20 protein-coding genes are annotated in these 15776 nt (G+C 71.5%); 13 read left to right on the top strand and 7 right to left on the bottom strand.

What is annotated here, in order from left to right; all coding sequences use genetic code 11:
• Positions 1-27 precede the first annotated feature (27 nt).
• The 3 genes from B5D60_RS12600 to B5D60_RS17350 are packed head-to-tail and all read left to right on the top strand — an operon-like array spanning position 28 to position 2213.
• Positions 28-1716 (top strand): acetolactate synthase, encoded by a 1689-nt coding sequence (locus tag B5D60_RS12600; RefSeq protein ID WP_078700490.1) that lies wholly within the window; start codon positions 28-30, stop codon positions 1714-1716.
• Complete coding sequence (locus B5D60_RS12595) at positions 1713-2099, top strand: thioesterase family protein (protein WP_231948742.1); 387 nt, start codon at positions 1713-1715, stop codon at positions 2097-2099. The genes B5D60_RS12600 and B5D60_RS12595 overlap by 4 nt, the downstream gene beginning before the upstream one ends.
• Positions 2100-2138: 39 nt before the next feature.
• Positions 2139-2213, top strand: a complete 75-nt coding sequence (locus B5D60_RS17350; RefSeq protein WP_369797015.1) for a 50S ribosomal protein bL37 — start codon at positions 2139-2141, stop codon at positions 2211-2213.
• A 59-nt stretch (positions 2214-2272) separates the two neighbouring features.
• Here B5D60_RS17350 and rsrA read toward each other — a convergent pair whose 3' ends face one another.
• The 4 genes from rsrA to B5D60_RS12575 all read right to left on the bottom strand — a co-directional run bounded on the left by rsrA (position 2273) and on the right by B5D60_RS12575 (position 4670).
• Complete coding sequence (gene rsrA / locus B5D60_RS12590; protein WP_078700489.1) at positions 2273-2536, bottom strand: mycothiol system anti-sigma-R factor; 264 nt, start codon at positions 2534-2536, stop codon at positions 2273-2275.
• Positions 2533-3147, bottom strand: a complete 615-nt coding sequence (locus B5D60_RS12585) for a sigma-70 family RNA polymerase sigma factor (RefSeq protein ID WP_078700488.1) — start codon at positions 3145-3147, stop codon at positions 2533-2535. Before B5D60_RS12585 ends, rsrA begins: the two co-directional genes overlap by 4 nt.
• Before the next feature lie 84 nt (positions 3148-3231).
• Positions 3232-3939: an SOS response-associated peptidase gene (locus B5D60_RS12580; protein WP_078700487.1), complete on the bottom strand. Its 708-nt coding sequence runs from the start codon at positions 3937-3939 to the stop codon at positions 3232-3234.
• A gap of 83 nt (positions 3940-4022) precedes the next feature.
• Positions 4023-4670 (bottom strand): hypothetical protein, encoded by a 648-nt coding sequence (locus B5D60_RS12575; protein WP_078700486.1) that lies wholly within the window; start codon positions 4668-4670, stop codon positions 4023-4025.
• A 268-nt stretch (positions 4671-4938) separates the two neighbouring features.
• On the opposite strand from B5D60_RS12575, the gene B5D60_RS12570 reads away from it, so the two are divergent.
• The 9 genes from B5D60_RS12570 (at position 4939) to cls (ending at position 13933) form a co-directional block, all read left to right on the top strand.
• On the top strand, positions 4939-7113 hold the full coding sequence (locus tag B5D60_RS12570; RefSeq protein ID WP_078700485.1) for a sigma-70 family RNA polymerase sigma factor: 2175 nt from the start codon (positions 4939-4941) through the stop codon (positions 7111-7113).
• Positions 7114-7155: 42 nt separating this feature from the next.
• Positions 7156-7641 (top strand): DoxX family protein, encoded by a 486-nt coding sequence (locus B5D60_RS12565; protein WP_078700484.1) that lies wholly within the window; start codon positions 7156-7158, stop codon positions 7639-7641.
• 2 nt (positions 7642-7643) lie between these two features.
• Positions 7644-8900, top strand: coding sequence for a 3-phosphoshikimate 1-carboxyvinyltransferase (gene aroA, locus B5D60_RS17230; RefSeq protein WP_231948741.1), 1257 nt, complete (start codon positions 7644-7646; stop codon positions 8898-8900).
• The gene (gene rsgA / locus B5D60_RS17225; RefSeq protein ID WP_153303006.1) at positions 8897-9874 is read left to right on the top strand and encodes a ribosome small subunit-dependent GTPase A; all 978 of its coding nucleotides are present in this window, start codon (positions 8897-8899) and stop codon (positions 9872-9874) included. Before aroA ends, rsgA begins: the two co-directional genes overlap by 4 nt.
• 34 nt (positions 9875-9908) lie before the next feature.
• Positions 9909-10805: an inositol monophosphatase family protein gene (locus B5D60_RS12555; protein WP_078700483.1), complete on the top strand. Its 897-nt coding sequence runs from the start codon at positions 9909-9911 to the stop codon at positions 10803-10805.
• A gap of 70 nt (positions 10806-10875) precedes the next feature.
• Complete coding sequence (locus B5D60_RS12550; protein WP_078700482.1) at positions 10876-11304, top strand: CBS domain-containing protein; 429 nt, start codon at positions 10876-10878, stop codon at positions 11302-11304.
• Positions 11305-11430: 126 nt separating this feature from the next.
• Positions 11431-12024 (top strand): PadR family transcriptional regulator, encoded by a 594-nt coding sequence (locus B5D60_RS12545; RefSeq protein WP_078700481.1) that lies wholly within the window; start codon positions 11431-11433, stop codon positions 12022-12024.
• Entirely contained in the window at positions 12014-12418 is a 405-nt protein-coding gene (arfB, locus tag B5D60_RS12540) for an alternative ribosome rescue aminoacyl-tRNA hydrolase ArfB (protein ID WP_078700480.1), read from the top strand. The genes B5D60_RS12545 and arfB overlap by 11 nt, the downstream gene beginning before the upstream one ends.
• A gap of 51 nt (positions 12419-12469) precedes the next feature.
• Positions 12470-13933, top strand: coding sequence for a cardiolipin synthase (gene cls, locus B5D60_RS12535; protein ID WP_078700479.1), 1464 nt, complete (start codon positions 12470-12472; stop codon positions 13931-13933).
• Positions 13934-13937: 4 nt separating this feature from the next.
• Here cls and B5D60_RS12530 read toward each other — a convergent pair whose 3' ends face one another.
• Positions 13938-14384 carry a CAP domain-containing protein gene (locus tag B5D60_RS12530; RefSeq protein ID WP_078700478.1) on the bottom strand — a complete coding sequence of 149 codons (447 nt, stop codon included), beginning with the start codon at positions 14382-14384 and terminating at the stop codon, positions 13938-13940.
• Positions 14385-14442: 58 nt separating this feature from the next.
• A complete protein-coding gene (locus tag B5D60_RS12525) occupies positions 14443-14760 on the bottom strand; it encodes a hypothetical protein (RefSeq protein ID WP_078700477.1) in 318 nt (105 codons plus the stop codon).
• A 101-nt stretch (positions 14761-14861) separates the two neighbouring features.
• Between B5D60_RS12525 and B5D60_RS12520 the strand changes: the two genes are divergently transcribed.
• Positions 14862-15062 carry a hypothetical protein gene (locus B5D60_RS12520; protein ID WP_078700476.1) on the top strand — a complete coding sequence of 67 codons (201 nt, stop codon included), beginning with the start codon at positions 14862-14864 and terminating at the stop codon, positions 15060-15062.
• Between the two features lie 4 nt (positions 15063-15066).
• Here the strand turns inward: B5D60_RS12520 and B5D60_RS12515 are convergent, their stop codons facing one another.
• Entirely contained in the window at positions 15067-15771 is a 705-nt protein-coding gene (locus tag B5D60_RS12515; protein ID WP_078700475.1) for a VIT1/CCC1 transporter family protein, read from the bottom strand.
• Positions 15772-15776 lie beyond the last annotated feature (5 nt).

Below are 15776 nucleotides of genomic sequence, written 5' to 3'. Positions count from 1 at the left end.
AAGCGACTCGCGGGTAACCTGCGTCACATGACCGAAGACCAGCAGCAGGACGCCACGTTCCCCGAGCCCACCGGGCCGCACGGCGGCCACCACGCACTCGACGTCGCGCGCGCCCACGGCGCCGAGGCGATGTTCACCCTGTCCGGTGCCCACATCTTCCCGATGTACGACGCCGCGGTGAAGTCCGACTCGCCGATGCCGATCATCGACGTGCGCCACGAGCCCTCGGCCGTCTTCGCCGCCGAGGCCATCGGCAAGCTGACCCGCACGCCCGGCCTGGCCGTCCTGACCGCCGGACCCGGCGTCACCAACGGCGTCAGCCCCGTGGCCCAGGCGTACTTCTCGGGATCGCCGCTCGTCGTCGTGGGCGGCCGCGCCGCCGAGTCGACCTGGGGCACCGGCACGCTGCAGGAGCTGGACCACCCGCCGATCTTCCAGACCATCACGAAGTCGGCCACCACGGCGCGCAGCCTGGCCGACATCGCGCCGGTCGTCGACGAGGCGTTCACCCTCGCCGGCTCCTCGCACCGCGGCCCCACGTTCGTCGACATCCCGATGGACGAGTTCTTCAACTCCGGCCCGGTGAAGCACGTGTCGAGCGGTCCCACGACGAACCGCCTCGAGCCCGACCCCGACGCCGTGGCCGGCATCGTGCGGCTGCTGGCGCAGGCGCGACGCCCGGTCGTCATCCTGGGCAGCGACGTGTGGTCCGACCACGCGGAGGAGGCCGCCCTGCGCTTCGTCCAGGAGTCCGGCATCCCCGCGATCGCGAACGGCATGGGCCGCGGCATCGTCCCCGGAGGCCACCCGAACCTCGTCACCAAGGCGCGCTCGCGCGCGCTGGGCACCGCCGACCTCGTCGTGGTCGTGGGAACCCCGCTGGACTTCCGGCTCGGCTTCGGTCGCTTCGGCGGCAAGGAGGGCGGCGACCCCGCCGTCACGGTGCACGTCGCCGACTCCCCCGGCCAGGTCTCCACGCACGCATCGCTCGGCGGCTCGGTCGCCGGCGACCTCACCCTCGTCTTCGACGCCCTGCTCCAGGGCCTGCAGTCCGGCACGTCCCGGCCGGACTGGGCCTCCTGGCTCGGCGAGCTGCAGGACGTCGTCGCCTCCGCCGTGGAGCGCGACTCGGCCCTGCTCACCGCCGAGGCCGACCCGATCCACCCCGCGCGCATCTACGGCGAGCTGCTGCCGCGGCTGGCCGACGACGCGGTCGTGATCGGCGACGGCGGCGACTTCGTGTCGTTCGCCGGCAAGTTCGTCGAGCCCCAGCGCCCCGGCGGCTGGCTCGACCCCGGACCGTACGGCTGCCTCGGCGCCGGCCTCGGCGCGGCGATGGCCGCGCGCATCGCCCGGCCGTCCAGCCAGGTGGTGCTGCTGATGGGCGACGGCGCGGCGGGCATGTCCCTCATCGACGTCGACACCCTGGTGCGTCACAACCTTCCGGTCGTCATCGTCGTGGGCAACAACTCGGCGTGGGGCCTGGAGAAGCCCCCGATGCAGATGCTCTACGGCTACGACGTGGCGGCCGACCTGGCGCCCAACACCCGGTACGACCAGGTCGTCGAGGCGCTGGGGGGCGGCGGCGAGTTCGTCACCGACCCGCGCGGGATCGGCCCGGCCCTGGACCGCGCGTTCGCCTCGGGCGTGCCCTACCTCGTGAACGTCGCCACCGACGTCAACGCGCTGTACCCGCGCAACACGATGGGCGTGTGAGCGTGGCCGGCGACGCGAGTCACGCCACCGTGACCCACACCGTCGGGCCCGAGCACACCGCCCGCGCGGTGGGCAGCGGCGATCTCGAGGTGCTCGGGACGCCGGTCCTGCTGGCCTGGCTGGAGGAGGCCACGTGCGCCGCCCTCGACCTGGCGGAGGGCCAGACGAGCGTGGGCACCCGCGTGGAGGTGCAGCACCTGGCCGCCAGCGGGGTCGGTGCCACGATCACCACGACGGCCTCGCTCACCCAGCGCGACGGGCGGATGGTGATCTTCGAGGTCTCCGCGCGCGACCGGAACGAGGTCCTCGTGGCCAGTGGCCAGGTGCGCCGGGTCGTGGTCGACCGCGAGCGGTTCCTGTCCCGTGTGCCCACGGTGGACTGAGTGTGCGAGACTTGATGGTCAGCGTTTTGAGGAGGAACCATGGGCAAGACCGGTCGCAAGCGCCGGGCGCGTCGCAAGAAGGGCGCGAACCACGGTAAGCGCCCCAACGCGTGAAACCGCGCCGATAACGCACGAAACCCCATCCGGCGGATGGGGTTTCGTCGTCTCCGGGCTCAGGGGGACTCGGTGCGGATCTCCACCTGGATCGTGCGGATCTGGAACATGACCTTCTCCCGCAGGGGGGTGGGCGCCACCTCGGTGCACGACCGGCCCACGAGGGCCTTGACGATCTGCTCGAGGTGGTACTCGTTCAGGCAGTCCGAGCAGTCGTCGAGGTGGGACTGGATCTCGTCGCAGCTGGCGGTGTCGATCTCGTGGTCGAGGAAGACGTAGAGGTTCTCCAGGGCCTTCTCGCAATCGGGTCCTTCGCAGCTCACTTCGCGTCACCTCCAGCAGGAACCTTCATACCGCGGTCGCGGGCGTAGTCGGTGAGCAGCTCGCGCAGCTGACGCCGTCCGCGGTGGAGACGCGACATCACGGTGCCGATCGGCGTGTCCATGATCTCCGCGATCTCCTTGTAGGGGAAGCCCTCCACATCGGCCAGGTACACCGCGTAGCGGAAGTCCTCGGGCAGCTGCTGGAGCGCGTCCTTCACGTCGGAGTCGGGCAGGCGCTCGAGCGCCTCCATCTCCGCGGACTTCAGCCCCGAGGAGCTGTGGGCCGCCGCCGCCGCGATCTGCCAGTCCTCGACCTCGTCGGTCACCTGCTGGGGCTGGCGCTGCTTCTTGCGGTAGTGGTTGATGTAGGTGTTGGTGAGGATCCGGTACAGCCAGGCCTTCAGGTTCGTGCCGGGCTTGAACTGGTGGAAGGCGCTGAACGCCTTGGCATAGGTCTCCTGCACCAGGTCTTCGGCATCCTGGGGATTGCGGGTCATGCGCAGAGCGGCCGAGTACAGCTGGTCGAGGAAGGGAAGGGCGTCGGCCTCGAATCGGGCCTGGCGCTCCTCCGTGGTCTCGGTCGACGGGTCCACGACGGTGTCGTCAGTCATCGTCGCCCAGCCTACTGCGGCAGGACGTACGGGGCATGCGAGCATTCAAACCTCCTGCTTGGTCAAACGGCTCGCGGGCCCCGGCTATTCCCCCTCGATCGGGAGCGGCTCGACCAGTTCGGGGCCGTTGTTGCGCACGTTGTTGACCTCGGTGGACACCGGCCACGTGCGCAGCGTGCCCGGCGTGGCGGGCACCAGGTGCTCGAGCGCCTCGGGCCACGGCTCGGCCGCGAGCCAGTGCTCGGCGACCTCGGGACCGACGATCAGTGGCGCACGGTCGTGGATGCGCCCGTCCTCGCCCTCGGCCGACGTGGTGAGGATCGTGTAGGTCAGCAGCCACTCCCCCTCGGGGTCCTTCCAGAACTCGTAGAGCCCGGCGAGGCCGAGGCCGCCCTCGGCGCTCATGTAGAAGGGCTGCTTCGGCGGCGGCTTCGCGCCGGGCTGCCCCTCGGGCTGGTACCACTCGTAGAACCCGTCGGCCGGGACGATCGCGCGCCGCTTGGCGAAGGCCGACCGGAAGGACGGCTTCTCGGCGACGGTCTCGCTGCGGGCGTTGATGAGGCGGTTGCCGATCGAGGGGTCCTTGGCCCAGGACGGGACCAGGCCCCACTTGGCGGTGACGAGCTCGCGTCGCGGGCCCGCGTCGCCGGAGCGCGCCACCACGAGGGGCGCCGGCTTGGTGGGCGCGAGGTTGAAGTCGGGGCCGGTGTCGGCGAACAGGTCGCCGAGATCGGCCTCGAAGTCGTCGACGAGGGTGGTCGGGGTCCGGGACGTCGCGTAACGGCCGCACATGCGACCCAGCCTAGGCGCGACGACCGACGCTCCGGCCGCCCGGCGGGTTCCGCCACACCCGAGATGGGGGCGGACCCCGCCGGTCAACCGGTGAGTGCGTCGAGCACCCAGGTCACGTCCTGTGCAACCGGCGGCAGCAGCTCGAGCCACACCCGCGGTGGGGGCGACTCGAACGTCCGGCGCAGCAGGACGGTGACCAGGCTCAGCGTCGGCTGGTCCAGCCGACGACGTTCGGCCAGGACGCAGAAGCGTCGTGGGCTCAGCTGCGCGATGACCTCGTCGCCCGGGAACGCCGTCCGCAGGGCGACACTCACGTCGACCGCGTGCAGCGCCTGCTCGAGCACCTGGCCGGCCTGCCGGGGCAGCTCGACCACGACGAGACCATGACGATCCGTGACCGTGGAGTCGTCCCTGATCGCCCCGCGGTACAGCCCGTCCAGGCTGTGCCGCAGGTGCGCCAGGGTCGACAACTGGGTCAGCGGGTCCTCGCACGACGTCTCGAGCTGCAGCGCCCGGGACGTCTCGGCCCACGCCACGGCGACCCCACGGACCATCGCGAACGACGGTTCGAGGCCGTCGAAGGCCCTCTCCACGCGGTCGAGGACCTCGTGGAGCGGGACTCCGAGAGACGCTGCACTCGCTCCCACCTCGTGTGCAACGTCCACTGCGTCCACCCGGCCGGCACGGACAGCCGAGTCCAGGTCGACGTAACTGACGTCGAAGGGGTTCATCCGTGCCTCCTCTCGCAAGGGCCGGGCGTGGTCGCCGTGTGACACCTAGGGGACGGGCCACCGGTTGCCCCATGACGCGACTTTCCGCACCGATCGTGGGTAACGGTGAGTTCACGCTGTCGGCACCGGCAAAAACAGGTCCGATCGGCTAGTCACAAAGGGCCACCGGAACCACGGACAGCAGCGCGGCGGGCACCTAGACTGAGGACCGTGGCCGACCGAGGTCACGCGTGGGCACCCACGCGACCACTCGGGAAAGGGGCAGGCAGTGACACTCGACGCCTCCTCCCCTGCCCTGGGTCACGAGCGCAGCGACGCCGACCTGCTGACCGCGGTCCGCGAGGGCGACTCGGCTGCCTACGGCGACCTCTACACCCGCCACCAGGGCGCGGCGCTGCGCCTGGCACGCCAGCTGATGCGCGGTGCCGACGCCGACGACCTCGTCGCCGAGGCGTTCACCAAGGTGCTGGTCACGGTCCAGAAGGGCGGCGGACCGCAGGAGTCCTTCCGCGCCTACCTGCTCACCGCGGTCCGCCGGCTGCACGTCGACCGCATCCGCGCGGTCACCCGCGAGCGCCCCACCGACGACCAGTTCGAGCTGGACGGCCGGGTCGACTTCGTCGACACCGCCGAGCTGGGGTTCGAGCGCACCACCACCGCCGAGGCGTTCGCCTCGCTCCCGGAGCGCTGGCAGATGGTGCTGTGGCACCTCGACGTGGAGGGACAGAAGCCGGCCGAGATCGCGCCGATGCTGGGGATGAGCGCGAACAGCGTCTCGGCCCTGGCGTACCGGGCGCGTGAGGGCCTGCGCCAGGCCTATCTCCAGAAGCACCTCGTCCCCACGACGACGCCCGAGTGCCAGTTCGCGATCGGCAACCTGGGCGCGTTCGTGCGTGGCGGGCTGTCGCGCCGCGACGCGGGCAAGGTGCAGCGTCACCTCGACGACTGCCGCGCGTGCATGGGCCTGTACCTCGAGCTCCAGGACTTCAACCACGGCCTGGCCGGCATCCTGGCCCCGGCCATCCTCGGCACCGCCGCTGCGGGATACCTGCAGGGCACCGGTGCCGCGGGCGGCCTGGCCGCTGCCGGTGCCGGCGGGAACGGCAACGGCGGGGGCGGTGGTGGTGCCGGCGGAGGAGCGGGTGCCGCTGGTGGTTCGACGTCGGGCTTCATGGGGGTCCTGGGCACGATCGGCCCGGCGGGCATCGCCGCCGGCGCCGCGGCCAGCTTCGTCGTGATCGCCGGTGCGACCGCCCTCATCACCGTGGACCGCCCGCCGGCCGTGGAGAACACCACCCGCGCCGCGGCCCCCGGTGCCGCGACCCTGCCGGGCGGTGCCGCCGCGGATGCCACGGCCCCCGACGTGGGCGCCCTTCCCGATCCGATGGTGTGGCAGGACCCCGTCGAGGACGAGGCCGTCGACGACGGCGACGAGGAGCCGCCGGTCGACGATCCGGTGACCGACGAGCCGCTCCCCGACGAGCCCCAGCCCCTTCCGCCCGTGCCGACGACAGAGCCCACGGAACCGACCACGGAACCCACCACCGAGCCGACCACCGAGCCCACCACCGAGCCCACCACCGAGCCCACCACCGAGCCCACCACCGAGCCGACCACGGAACCGACCACGGAACCGACCACCGAGCCCACCACTCAACCGACCACGGAACCCACGCCGGAGCCGACCACCATCCCGACTCCGGAGCCGACCGAGCCCACCACGGTGCCGACCTCGGAACCCACGACCGAGCCGACCACGGAACCGACCACCGAGCCCACGACGGAACCGACATCGGAACCCACGACCGAGCCCACTGACGAGCAGCCGACCACGGAGCCGACGTCGGAACCCACGACCGAGCCCACGACCGAGCCCACGACCGAGCCGACCACGGAACCGACCACCGAGCCCACGACCGAGCCGACCACGGAACCGACCACCGAGCCGACCACGGAACCCACGACGGAACCGACCACCGAGCCCACCACCGAGCCGACCACGGAACCCACCACCGAGCCCACCACCGAGCCGACCACGGAACCCACCACCGAGCCCACCACGGAACCGACCACGGAACCCACCACCGAGCCCACCACTCAGCCGACTGATCCCGCCCCGACCGACACCACGGTGCGCGCCACGGCGACGACGAGCTGGCTCTCGACGACGTTCGCGTTCACGGTCGGCCCCGACGTCCGGCCCGGCCAGACGGTGCAGATGCGCGTCACGTTCACCGGCGGCTTCCCGGGCGTCGAGGTCATCACCGGGTGGTCCGGCTGGACGTGCACGCGCGCCGGCCAGTTCAGTCCCACCCTCAACTGCGCCCAGCCGGTCGCGGCGAACCGCACCCTCCCGGCGCTGCGGATCAACACCTTGTGGTTCCCGCAGGGCAACTACTCGGTCACCAGCGCCGGGACCTCGCTCTCGGGCACCTTCGGCTGAGCGCACCTCGGCAGCAGGCTCGCTCTGCGGCATGATGAACCCATGACTCTCCTGCGCGCGGTGGCCCGTCCGATGCTCGCCTCGATGTTCATCTCCGGCGGGGTGATGGCGCTGCGCAAGCCCGGCGCGCTCGCCCACAAGGCCCAGCCCGTGGCCGACGTGCTGCGCAAGGTCGCGCCCCAGGCGAACCTCTCGCCCACCAACCTCATCCGGCTGAACTCCGCGGTGCACGTGGCCGCGGGTGCCGCGCTGGCCACCGGCCACCTCCCCCGCACCTCCGCGCTCGTGCTGGCCGCCACGATGCCCGCCACCACGGTGGCCGGGCACCCGTTCTGGAACGAGTCCGACCCCGTCGCCCGCAAGAACCAGTTCACGCACTTCATGAAGAACGTGTCGCTCACCGGCGGCCTGCTGCTGTCGACCCTCGACCCGGATCCGCACAAGCCGTGGCTCGGCCGGCGTGCGAGGAACACCGCCGTCGCCGCCAAGGACACGATCGTCGACCAGCTCGACGACCTGCGGGGATGAGGATGGACTGGAACGCTCCCCATCCCTCGGCGGCCGTCGACGCCGACGTCCTGCTGCCGGGGTCCAAGTCCCAGACCAACCGAGCCCTCGTGCTGGCGGCCCTCGCCGACGGGCCCTCCACCGTTCACCTGCCGCTCGCCGCCCGTGACACCGAGCTGATGGCCGACGCGCTCGTGTCGCTCGGAGCGCGGGTCGAACGTGGACCGCAGTCCTGGTCGGTCACCCCGATCGAGCCGGTCGGATCGGCCGAGGTCGACTGCGGCCTGGCGGGCACGGTCATGCGCTTCGTGCCTCCCGTCGCGGCTCTCGGCACGGGGCCGGCACGGTTCGACGGCGACCCGCGCGCCCGTGAACGGCCGATGGCCACCACCATCTCGAGCCTGCGCGACCTCGGCGTGCGCGTGGACGACGACGGGAGGGGCAGCCTGCCGTTCACGGTCCACGGGTCCTCCAGCGTCCGCGGCGGCGACCTCACGGTCGACGCCTCCGCGTCCAGCCAGTTCGTCTCGGCGCTGCTGCTCGTCGCTCCCCGCTTCACCGAGGGACTCGACCTGCGCCACGAGGGCGGCTCGCTGCCGTCGCTGCCGCACGTCGCGATGACCGTCACCGAGCTGCGCCGCCGCGGCGTGGTCGTCGACGAGGCACCGGGACGATGGCACGTCAGGCCCGGACCCGTGAAGGCGCTCGACGTCACGATCGAGCCGGACCTGTCGAACGCCGGCCCGTTCGTCGCGGCCGCGCTCGCCACGGGCGGCCGGGTGCGCGTGCGGAACTGGCCCGAGCACACCGACCAGGCCGGCGACGCCTGGCGCGATCTCGCCGCGGCCTTCGGAGGGCGCACCGATCGCGACGGCAGCGACCTCGTCGTCACCGGCCCCGAGCGCCTCGCCGGGGTCGACCTCGACCTGCACGACGTCGGCGAGCTGACCCCCGTGGTGGCGGCGCTGGCCGCGCTCGCCGAGGGCCCCAGCCGGCTCGCGGGGATCGGCCACCTGCGCGGTCACGAGACCGATCGCCTCGCCGCGCTGGCCACCGAGATCAACCGCCTCGGCGGCTCCGTGCAGGAGCAGCCCGACGGCCTCACCATCGCGCCCGCTCCCCTGCACGGTGGGCGCTTCGAGACCTACGACGACCACCGCATGGCCCACGCCGCCGCCGTGATCGGCCTGCGGGTGCCCGGGGTCGTCGTGGAGAACATCGGCACCACCGCCAAGACCTACCCCGGGTTCGCCGACGACTGGGGACGGTTGGTGCCGTGAGGGACGAGGACGCCCAGTACGAGCGCCCGCGTCGGCGCACCCGTCCACGCACGAAGGACCGGCCCGACTACTCCGACGCGGTCGTGGCCGTCGTCACCACGGTCGATCGCGGCCGCTACACCCTGCTCTTCGACGAGGGCACGGTCGTCACGGCGATGAAGTCGCGGCCGCTCGGACGCCAGGGTGTCGTGGTGGGCGACGAGGTGCGCGTGGTGGGCGACGTCTCGGGCCAGCCGGGCAGCCTCGCCCGGATCGTGGAGGTGCGCGACCGCCGCACGGTGCTGCGCCGCAGCGCCGACGACGACGACCCGATCGAGCGTGTCGTCGTCGCCAACGCCGACCAGCTGGTGATCGTCACCGCGCTGGCCGACCCGCCGCCGCGACCGGGCCTGATCGATCGTTGCCTCGTCGCGGCCTACGACGCCGGAATGGACCCGGCCGTGTGCCTCACGAAGGTCGACCTCGCGCCGGCCGACGAGATCGTCGCCCAGCTCGAGCCCTTGGAAGTGCGCACCGTGACGACCCGCCAGGACGGCGACCTGGAGCCGCTGCGCGACCTGCTGCGCGACCGCACCAGCGTGCTGATCGGCCACAGCGGGGTGGGCAAGTCCACCCTCGTCAATGCCCTCGTGCCCGACGCGCACCGCACCACCAGCCACGTCAACGAGGTCACGGGCCGCGGCCGCCACACGTCGACCTCGGCGATGATCCTCCCGCTGCCCTTCGGCGGCCGGATCGTCGACACCCCCGGGTTCCGCTCGTTCGGCCTGGCCCACGTGGACATCGAGCGGATCCTGCGCGCCTTCGCCGACCTCAACACCGCGGCACGCGACTGCCCCCGGGGCTGCACGCACCTGGCCGGCGAGCCCGAGTGCGCCCTCGACGTGGCCGCCGCGAACGGCGAGATCGACCCGGCGCGGCTCCAGTCGTTCCGGCGCATCATGGCCAGCCGCTCACTCGCTGACGAGTACTGACCTGCGCTCCGCGGCCAGACCGTAGGGTGGGCCCATGGCCAACCCGTACCTGGACGACCTGCGCCTGGCCCACGTCCTGGCCGACTCCGCCGACAACCTGAGCATGGACCGCTTCGGCGCCCTCGACCTCGAGGTCTCCACGAAGCCCGACATGACCTACGTGACGGAGTCGGACCGCGCGGTCGAGGACGCGATCCGCCGCACGCTCAAGACCTCGCGCGGACGCGACATCGTCCTCGGCGAGGAGTCCGGCGAGGTCGAGGGCACGGCGGAGAACGCCGACCGGCGCTGGATCATCGACCCGATCGACGGCACCTCGAACTTCGTCCGCGGCGTCCCCGTGTGGGCCACGCTCATCGCCCTCGAGGAGGCCGGCGAGGTCGTCGTCGGCTGCGTGTCGGCACCCGCGATCGGCCGCCGCTGGTGGGCCATGAAGGGCGACGGCGCCCACACCGGCAAGTCCTTCCGCCAGACCCGGCCCATCCACGTGTCCGGGGTCCGCGAGCTGACCGCCGCGTCGCTGTCGTACTCGTCGGCCCCCAGCTGGGGCCAGATCGGGCGCCAGGGCGAGTTCGACGCCCTGCTGCGCCAGTGCTGGCGCACGCGCGCCTACGGCGACTTCTGGTCGTACATGATGGTCGCCGAGGGCGCCGTCGACATTGCCGCCGAGCCCGAGCTGAACGTCTGGGACATGGCGGCGCTCGACATCATCGTGCGCGAGGCCGGCGGCCAGTTCACGAGCCTCGCCGGCGAGCCGGGGCCGTGGGGCGCCAACGCGGTGGCCACGAACGGACGCCTGCACGATGCGGTGATGGCCTACCTCGGACACTTCCCCGACGACGAGCCCTCGTGGCCCGACGAGCCCGAGGACGGCGACGGCGAGCAGCTCGCCGACAACGTCACGCGACTGCGCTTCACCCGCGACGACTGACCCTCGAGATCGGCACCTGCGCCCGGGTGTGATGCGGGCTACACTGCCGATCACATCGAGGAGGCAGCATATGCGTGTTCGTGACGTACTCAGCGCCAAGGGCAGTTCGGCGGTGTTCACCATCTCGCCCGATGCCACGGTCGACGAGCTGCTGGACCTGCTCGCCGAGCACAACATCGGCGCCCTGGTGGTCAGCCCCGACGGGAAGTCGATGGCGGGCATCGTGTCCGAGCGCGACATCGTCCGCAAGCTGCGAGCGCTGCCCGATCCCCGCGAGGCGACCGTCGAGCAGATCATGACCACGGACGTCCAGGTGTGCACGCCCGAGGACTCGTTCGGATCGCTCATGAGCTCGATGACCGAGCACCGAGTCCGGCACATCCCCGTCCTCGAGGACGACGAGATCGTCGGCGTGCTGAGCATCGGCGACGCCGTGAAGTTCCGGATGGACCAGCTGGAGTTCGAGCGCGACCAGCTCACCCACTACGTCCAGAGCTGAGCCGCGACCGCGTCGTCGCGGCGCACCCGTGTGCCCACGCTCACGTTGCATCTCGATATAGATTCGATATATCGTTAATGCATCGGCGCCAGAGTGGTGCCGAGGTAACACCGAAAGGGGACGAGCATGCACAGCACTCCTCCCAACCCCGCCGGCCAGCACCGGCACCCCCGCCGCGGGCGTCGCCCCGGTGGACCCCGCGACTTCGACTGGGACCTCGGTCCCGGCCGGACGGGCCGCCCCGGACCTCGTGGTCCGCGCCGCGGCCGCAAGGGTGGCGACGTCCGCGCCGCCGCTCTCCTGCTCCTGGACGAGGCGCCCGCTCACGGGTACCACCTGATCCAGCAGATCGCCGCGCGCAGCGAAGGCGCCTGGACACCGAGCCCCGGCTCGATCTACCCGGTCCTGCAGCAGCTCGAGGACGAGGGCTTCGTCGAGTTCGAGCGCGTCGACGGTCGCAAGACCGCCACGCTCACCGACGAGGGGAAGTCCTACGTCGAGGAGCACCGTGAGGCGCTCGGCGAGCCGTGGAACCCCGAGCAGCTCCGACGCGGCGGCGACGCCGAGTCGACTGCCCTGATCACGTCGCTCAAGACGCTCTCGGCGGCCACCCGCCAGGTCATGACGGTCGGCACGCCGGCCCAGCAGGCCAAGGCGGTCGACGTCGTCAACGAGGCCCGGCGCCAGCTGTACGGCCTCCTCGCGGACGATGACGCCTGACGGTCGCATCCGGCTGCCCGAGTCGGAGCTGAGCTGGCGCTTCAGCCGCTCCTCCGGCCCGGGCGGCCAGCACGTCAACACCACCGAGACCCGCGTCGAGGTCCTGTGGTCGCCCACGGACAGCACCGTGCTGACCCCCGACCAGAGGGACCGAGTCGCCGCCCGCCTGCGCGGCCGGCTCGTCGACGGCAAGGTCTCGGTGGTCTCCTCCACCCACCGCTCGCAGCTGCGCAACCGTGAGGACGCCGTGCTGCGGCTCGAGCAGCTCGTGACCGAGGCCCTGCGCCCGGCGAAGCGACGCCGGCCCACCCGGCCCACGCGCGGATCGGTCGAGCGTCGCCTGGACGCCAAGAAGCGGCGCAGCCAGGTCAAGCGCGACCGCCGCGACTGGTGAGCCCGGCTCGGCACCCTTGCCAGGAGCCCGCGTACCGATAGCCTGCGCTCCATGGAATGGGGCACGCTGATCTCGCTGGCCGCCGTCGTCGCCATCATCACGATCAACATCGCGGCGATCGGCATCATCCCGGAGGGTCGCCGTCCGCAGACGGCGATGGCCTGGCTGATCCTGATCGTCTTCGCGCCTTTCCTGGGCCTGGTGGCGTTCTTCTTCTTCGGCAGCGCGCGCATCGGCCACCAGCGCCATCGCCAGCTCACCGCCGGCAACGCCGTCATCGCCCGCCAGACCGAAGGGCTGACCAGCAAGGTTCCGGACGACGCGCCCGACTACCTGGGGCCCATCGTCCGGCTCAACCACCGGCTGGCGTGGATGCCGCTCACCGCGGGCAACCACGTCACCCTGCTTCCCGACTACCAGGAGTCGATCGACGAGATGGTCGCGGCGATCGACACCGCGGAACGCCACGTGCACGTGGAGTTCTACATCATGGCGCTCGACGAGATGACCATCCCGTTCTTCGACGCGCTCGACCGCGCCACGGCCCGCGGGGTCACGGTGCGCCTGCTCTTCGACCACCTCGGCACCCGCGGCATCCCGGGGTACAAGGAACTGAAGAAGCGCCTCGCCGCCTCGGACATCCAGTGGCACCTGATGATGCCGCTGCTCCCGCTGAAGCGACGCTTCCGCCGGCCCGACCTGCGCAACCACCGCAAGCTGCTCGTGGTGGACGACGTGGTGGGCTTCACCGGGTCGCTCAACCTGACGCACCCCTCGTACAACAAGCCCAAGAACCTCGCGGTGGGCCGCGCCTGGGTGGAGCTGTGGATGCGTCTCGAGGGGCCCGTCGTGGCCACCATCGACGCCCTGTTCGCGGCGGACTGGGCGCTGGAGACGTCCGAGATGCTCGACGTGCAGACGCAGGAGGTCGACCAGGTCCCGCACTCCGAGCGCGACGTGGTCGGCGTCCACGCCCAGCTGGTGCCGAGTGGGCCTGGCTTCGAGGCGGAGAACAACCTGCGCCTGTTCACGTCGCTGATCTACAGCGCCCGGCACCGGATCAGCCTGACGAGCCCCTACTTCGTGCCGGACGAGACCTTGCTCTACGCGGTCACCACGGCCGCCCAGCGCGGCGTCGACGTGGAGCTGTTCGTCAGCGAGCAGGCCGACCAGTTCATGGTCGGTCACGCCCAGGCGTCCTACTACCGCGAGCTGCTGGAGGCGGGCGTGCGCATCTGGCTCTACCCCAAGCCGTTCGTCCTGCACGCGAAGCACTTCAGCATCGACGAGGACATCGCCGTGGTCGGCACGAGCAACATGGACATGCGATCGTTCGCGCTCAACTACGAGATGAGCCTGATGGTGCCCGACCGCGGCGTCGTCGAGCGGATCCGCGTCGTCGAGGACGCCTACCGCGACCTCTCGCGCGAGCTGCTGCTCGACGAGTGGTTGCAGCGGCCCGCCGGCACGCGCTTCGTCGACAACGCGATGCGGCTGACCGCGACCCTGCAGTGAGGGATCAGGCAGGGCGCCCGAAGACCTGCACCGTGTAGGTGCGTCCCCCGGCCTTGGCCACGCCGATCCCCAGGCGCGTGAACTTGCGGTTCAGCAGGTTGCGCCGGTGGCCCGGCGACTTCAGCCAGGCCTTCACGTTGGCCTTCGGCGAGGTGAAGCCCGTGGCGACGTTCTCCCCCACCGAGCTGAGCTTGCACCTGCGCAGGATCGGGCCGAGCTCCTGGTGGTAGATCTTGCGCTTCTTCGCCATGCGGTTCGCCTGGCGCTGCGCGTAGCGATCCACGCACTTCTGGTACTTCAGCTTCTTGATGTCGCGGAACGCGCGGGACGCGTTCGTCTGCTGGTGCAGCTTCTTGCCGAACGCGGCGTTGGACATCGCCGTCGCCTGCGGGGCCGCGGGAACGGTCACCAGCGCGAGGGCTACCAGAAATGCCGCGAGAATGTGGCGCATGCGCTCAGTGTGACCAGAAGCACGGCTCTCGACAACCCTCAGGCTGAGATGACGGGGTTCAGGCCCCCGAGTACCCGTTCAGCAGCGCGAAGAACACGGCGATCGCGATGCCCGCGGCGACCAGCCCCACGAGGGCGCCGATGCCCACGAGGCGAGCCCGGCTGTGGGGTCGGCTGGACACCCCGGGGACGAGCGCCCACATCAGCATGCCCGCCACCACCATCACCGCGATGAACAGCGGCAGGATGAGGTTCTCGGCCGTGTCGTCCAGCACCGCCGCGGTGGCCGGGAACAGGCCGAGTGCGAGCAGGAAGAGGATGCCGGCGACGGCGAAGCGCCGATAGCCCCGGCGCTCGGTGGGCGAGTACTGCTCCATGCCCCGAACCTACTGCGCCCCGCGGTCGCTCCGCACCCGCTGCGCAGGGCTGCGATCCGGCCGCGGCTGGGGCAGGATCGAATCAGACCGAAGGAGGCACCATGACCACGAGCCCCGACGAGCCGCTGCACGGCAGCCCCCTGCCCGACAGCCCGCTGCACGACGGCGATCCCGACCTCGAGCCGGCGGCGGAGCCCGCCGACGCGGTCGACCAGCGACGCGAGGTCTGGGAGAACGACGACGACCTGCTCGTCCCCGACGCCGATCGTCCGGTCCCGGTGGACGAGGACGAGGTCGACTGACGGGCTAGACCATGCCGGAGGTGTCCAGCGCCTGGCCGATGGCGTGGGTCAGCACGAGCGCGAGCGCTCCGCCGACCACGAGTCGCAGCGCGGCGCGGCCCTTCGGCCCACCGCCGATGTGCGCCGCGACGGATCCGGTGAGTGCGAGCGCCATCAGGACCGCCACGAAGGTCACGCCGACGCGCCACTCGAGCCCGGTGAGCAGCATCGCCGCCAGCGGCAGCAGACCGCCCAGCGTGAACGCCACGGCCGACGAGAACGCCGCGTGCCACGGACTGACGAGGTCGTCCTGGTCGAGACCCAACTCGACCTCGAGGTGGGCGGCCAGGGCATCGTGCTCGGTCATCTCGCGGGCCGCCACCCGCGCGGTGGCAGCGCTGATCCCGCGGTCCTGCAGCATCTCGGCGAGCTCGTCGAGCTCGCCCTCCGGATCGTCGCGCAGCTCGTGCCTCTCGATCGCGATGAGGTTGCGCTCGGAGTCGCGCTGGCTGCTGACCGAGACGTACTCCCCCAGCGCCATCGAGATCGCTCCGCCCACGAGCGCCGCGGTGCCCGCCGTGGCGATCGCGCTCGTGTCGTTCGTGGCGCCGGCGACGCCCACCACGAGCGACGCCACGGACACGATGCCGTCGTTGGCCCCCAGGACACCGGCCCGGAGCCAGTTCAGCTTCTGCGACGTGACGCCGGCGTGTGGCTCCTCGACGGACATGACCG

Origin of the sequence: Aeromicrobium choanae (genome assembly GCF_900167475.1) — a bacterium.
In the GTDB taxonomy this organism is placed as follows: Bacteria; Actinomycetota; Actinomycetes; order Propionibacteriales; family Nocardioidaceae; genus Aeromicrobium; species Aeromicrobium choanae.
The sequence above is the reverse complement of the archived record's forward strand: the minus strand, read 5'-3'. Positions and strand labels throughout refer to the sequence as shown.

Coding starts and splice junctions, on each gene's coding strand:
- B5D60_RS12600 (WP_078700490.1), top strand. CDS start 28: ATGACCGAAGACCAGCAGCAGGACGCCACGTTCCCCGAGCCCACCGGG.
- B5D60_RS12585 (WP_078700488.1), bottom strand. CDS start 3,147: ATGACTGACGACACCGTCGTGGACCCGTCGACCGAGACCACGGAGGAG.
- B5D60_RS12580 (WP_078700487.1), bottom strand. CDS start 3,939: ATGTGCGGCCGTTACGCGACGTCCCGGACCCCGACCACCCTCGTCGAC.
- B5D60_RS12575 (WP_078700486.1), bottom strand. CDS start 4,670: ATGAACCCCTTCGACGTCAGTTACGTCGACCTGGACTCGGCTGTCCGT.
- B5D60_RS12565 (WP_078700484.1), top strand. CDS start 7,156: ATGACTCTCCTGCGCGCGGTGGCCCGTCCGATGCTCGCCTCGATGTTC.
- aroA (WP_231948741.1), top strand. CDS start 7,644: ATGGACTGGAACGCTCCCCATCCCTCGGCGGCCGTCGACGCCGACGTC.
- B5D60_RS12555 (WP_078700483.1), top strand. CDS start 9,909: ATGGCCAACCCGTACCTGGACGACCTGCGCCTGGCCCACGTCCTGGCC.
- B5D60_RS12550 (WP_078700482.1), top strand. CDS start 10,876: ATGCGTGTTCGTGACGTACTCAGCGCCAAGGGCAGTTCGGCGGTGTTC.
- B5D60_RS12545 (WP_078700481.1), top strand. CDS start 11,431: ATGCACAGCACTCCTCCCAACCCCGCCGGCCAGCACCGGCACCCCCGC.
- arfB (WP_078700480.1), top strand. CDS start 12,014: ATGACGCCTGACGGTCGCATCCGGCTGCCCGAGTCGGAGCTGAGCTGG.
- cls (WP_078700479.1), top strand. CDS start 12,470: ATGGAATGGGGCACGCTGATCTCGCTGGCCGCCGTCGTCGCCATCATC.
- B5D60_RS12530 (WP_078700478.1), bottom strand. CDS start 14,384: ATGCGCCACATTCTCGCGGCATTTCTGGTAGCCCTCGCGCTGGTGACC.
- B5D60_RS12525 (WP_078700477.1), bottom strand. CDS start 14,760: ATGGAGCAGTACTCGCCCACCGAGCGCCGGGGCTATCGGCGCTTCGCC.
- B5D60_RS12520 (WP_078700476.1), top strand. CDS start 14,862: ATGACCACGAGCCCCGACGAGCCGCTGCACGGCAGCCCCCTGCCCGAC.
- B5D60_RS12515 (WP_078700475.1), bottom strand. CDS start 15,771: ATGTCCGTCGAGGAGCCACACGCCGGCGTCACGTCGCAGAAGCTGAAC.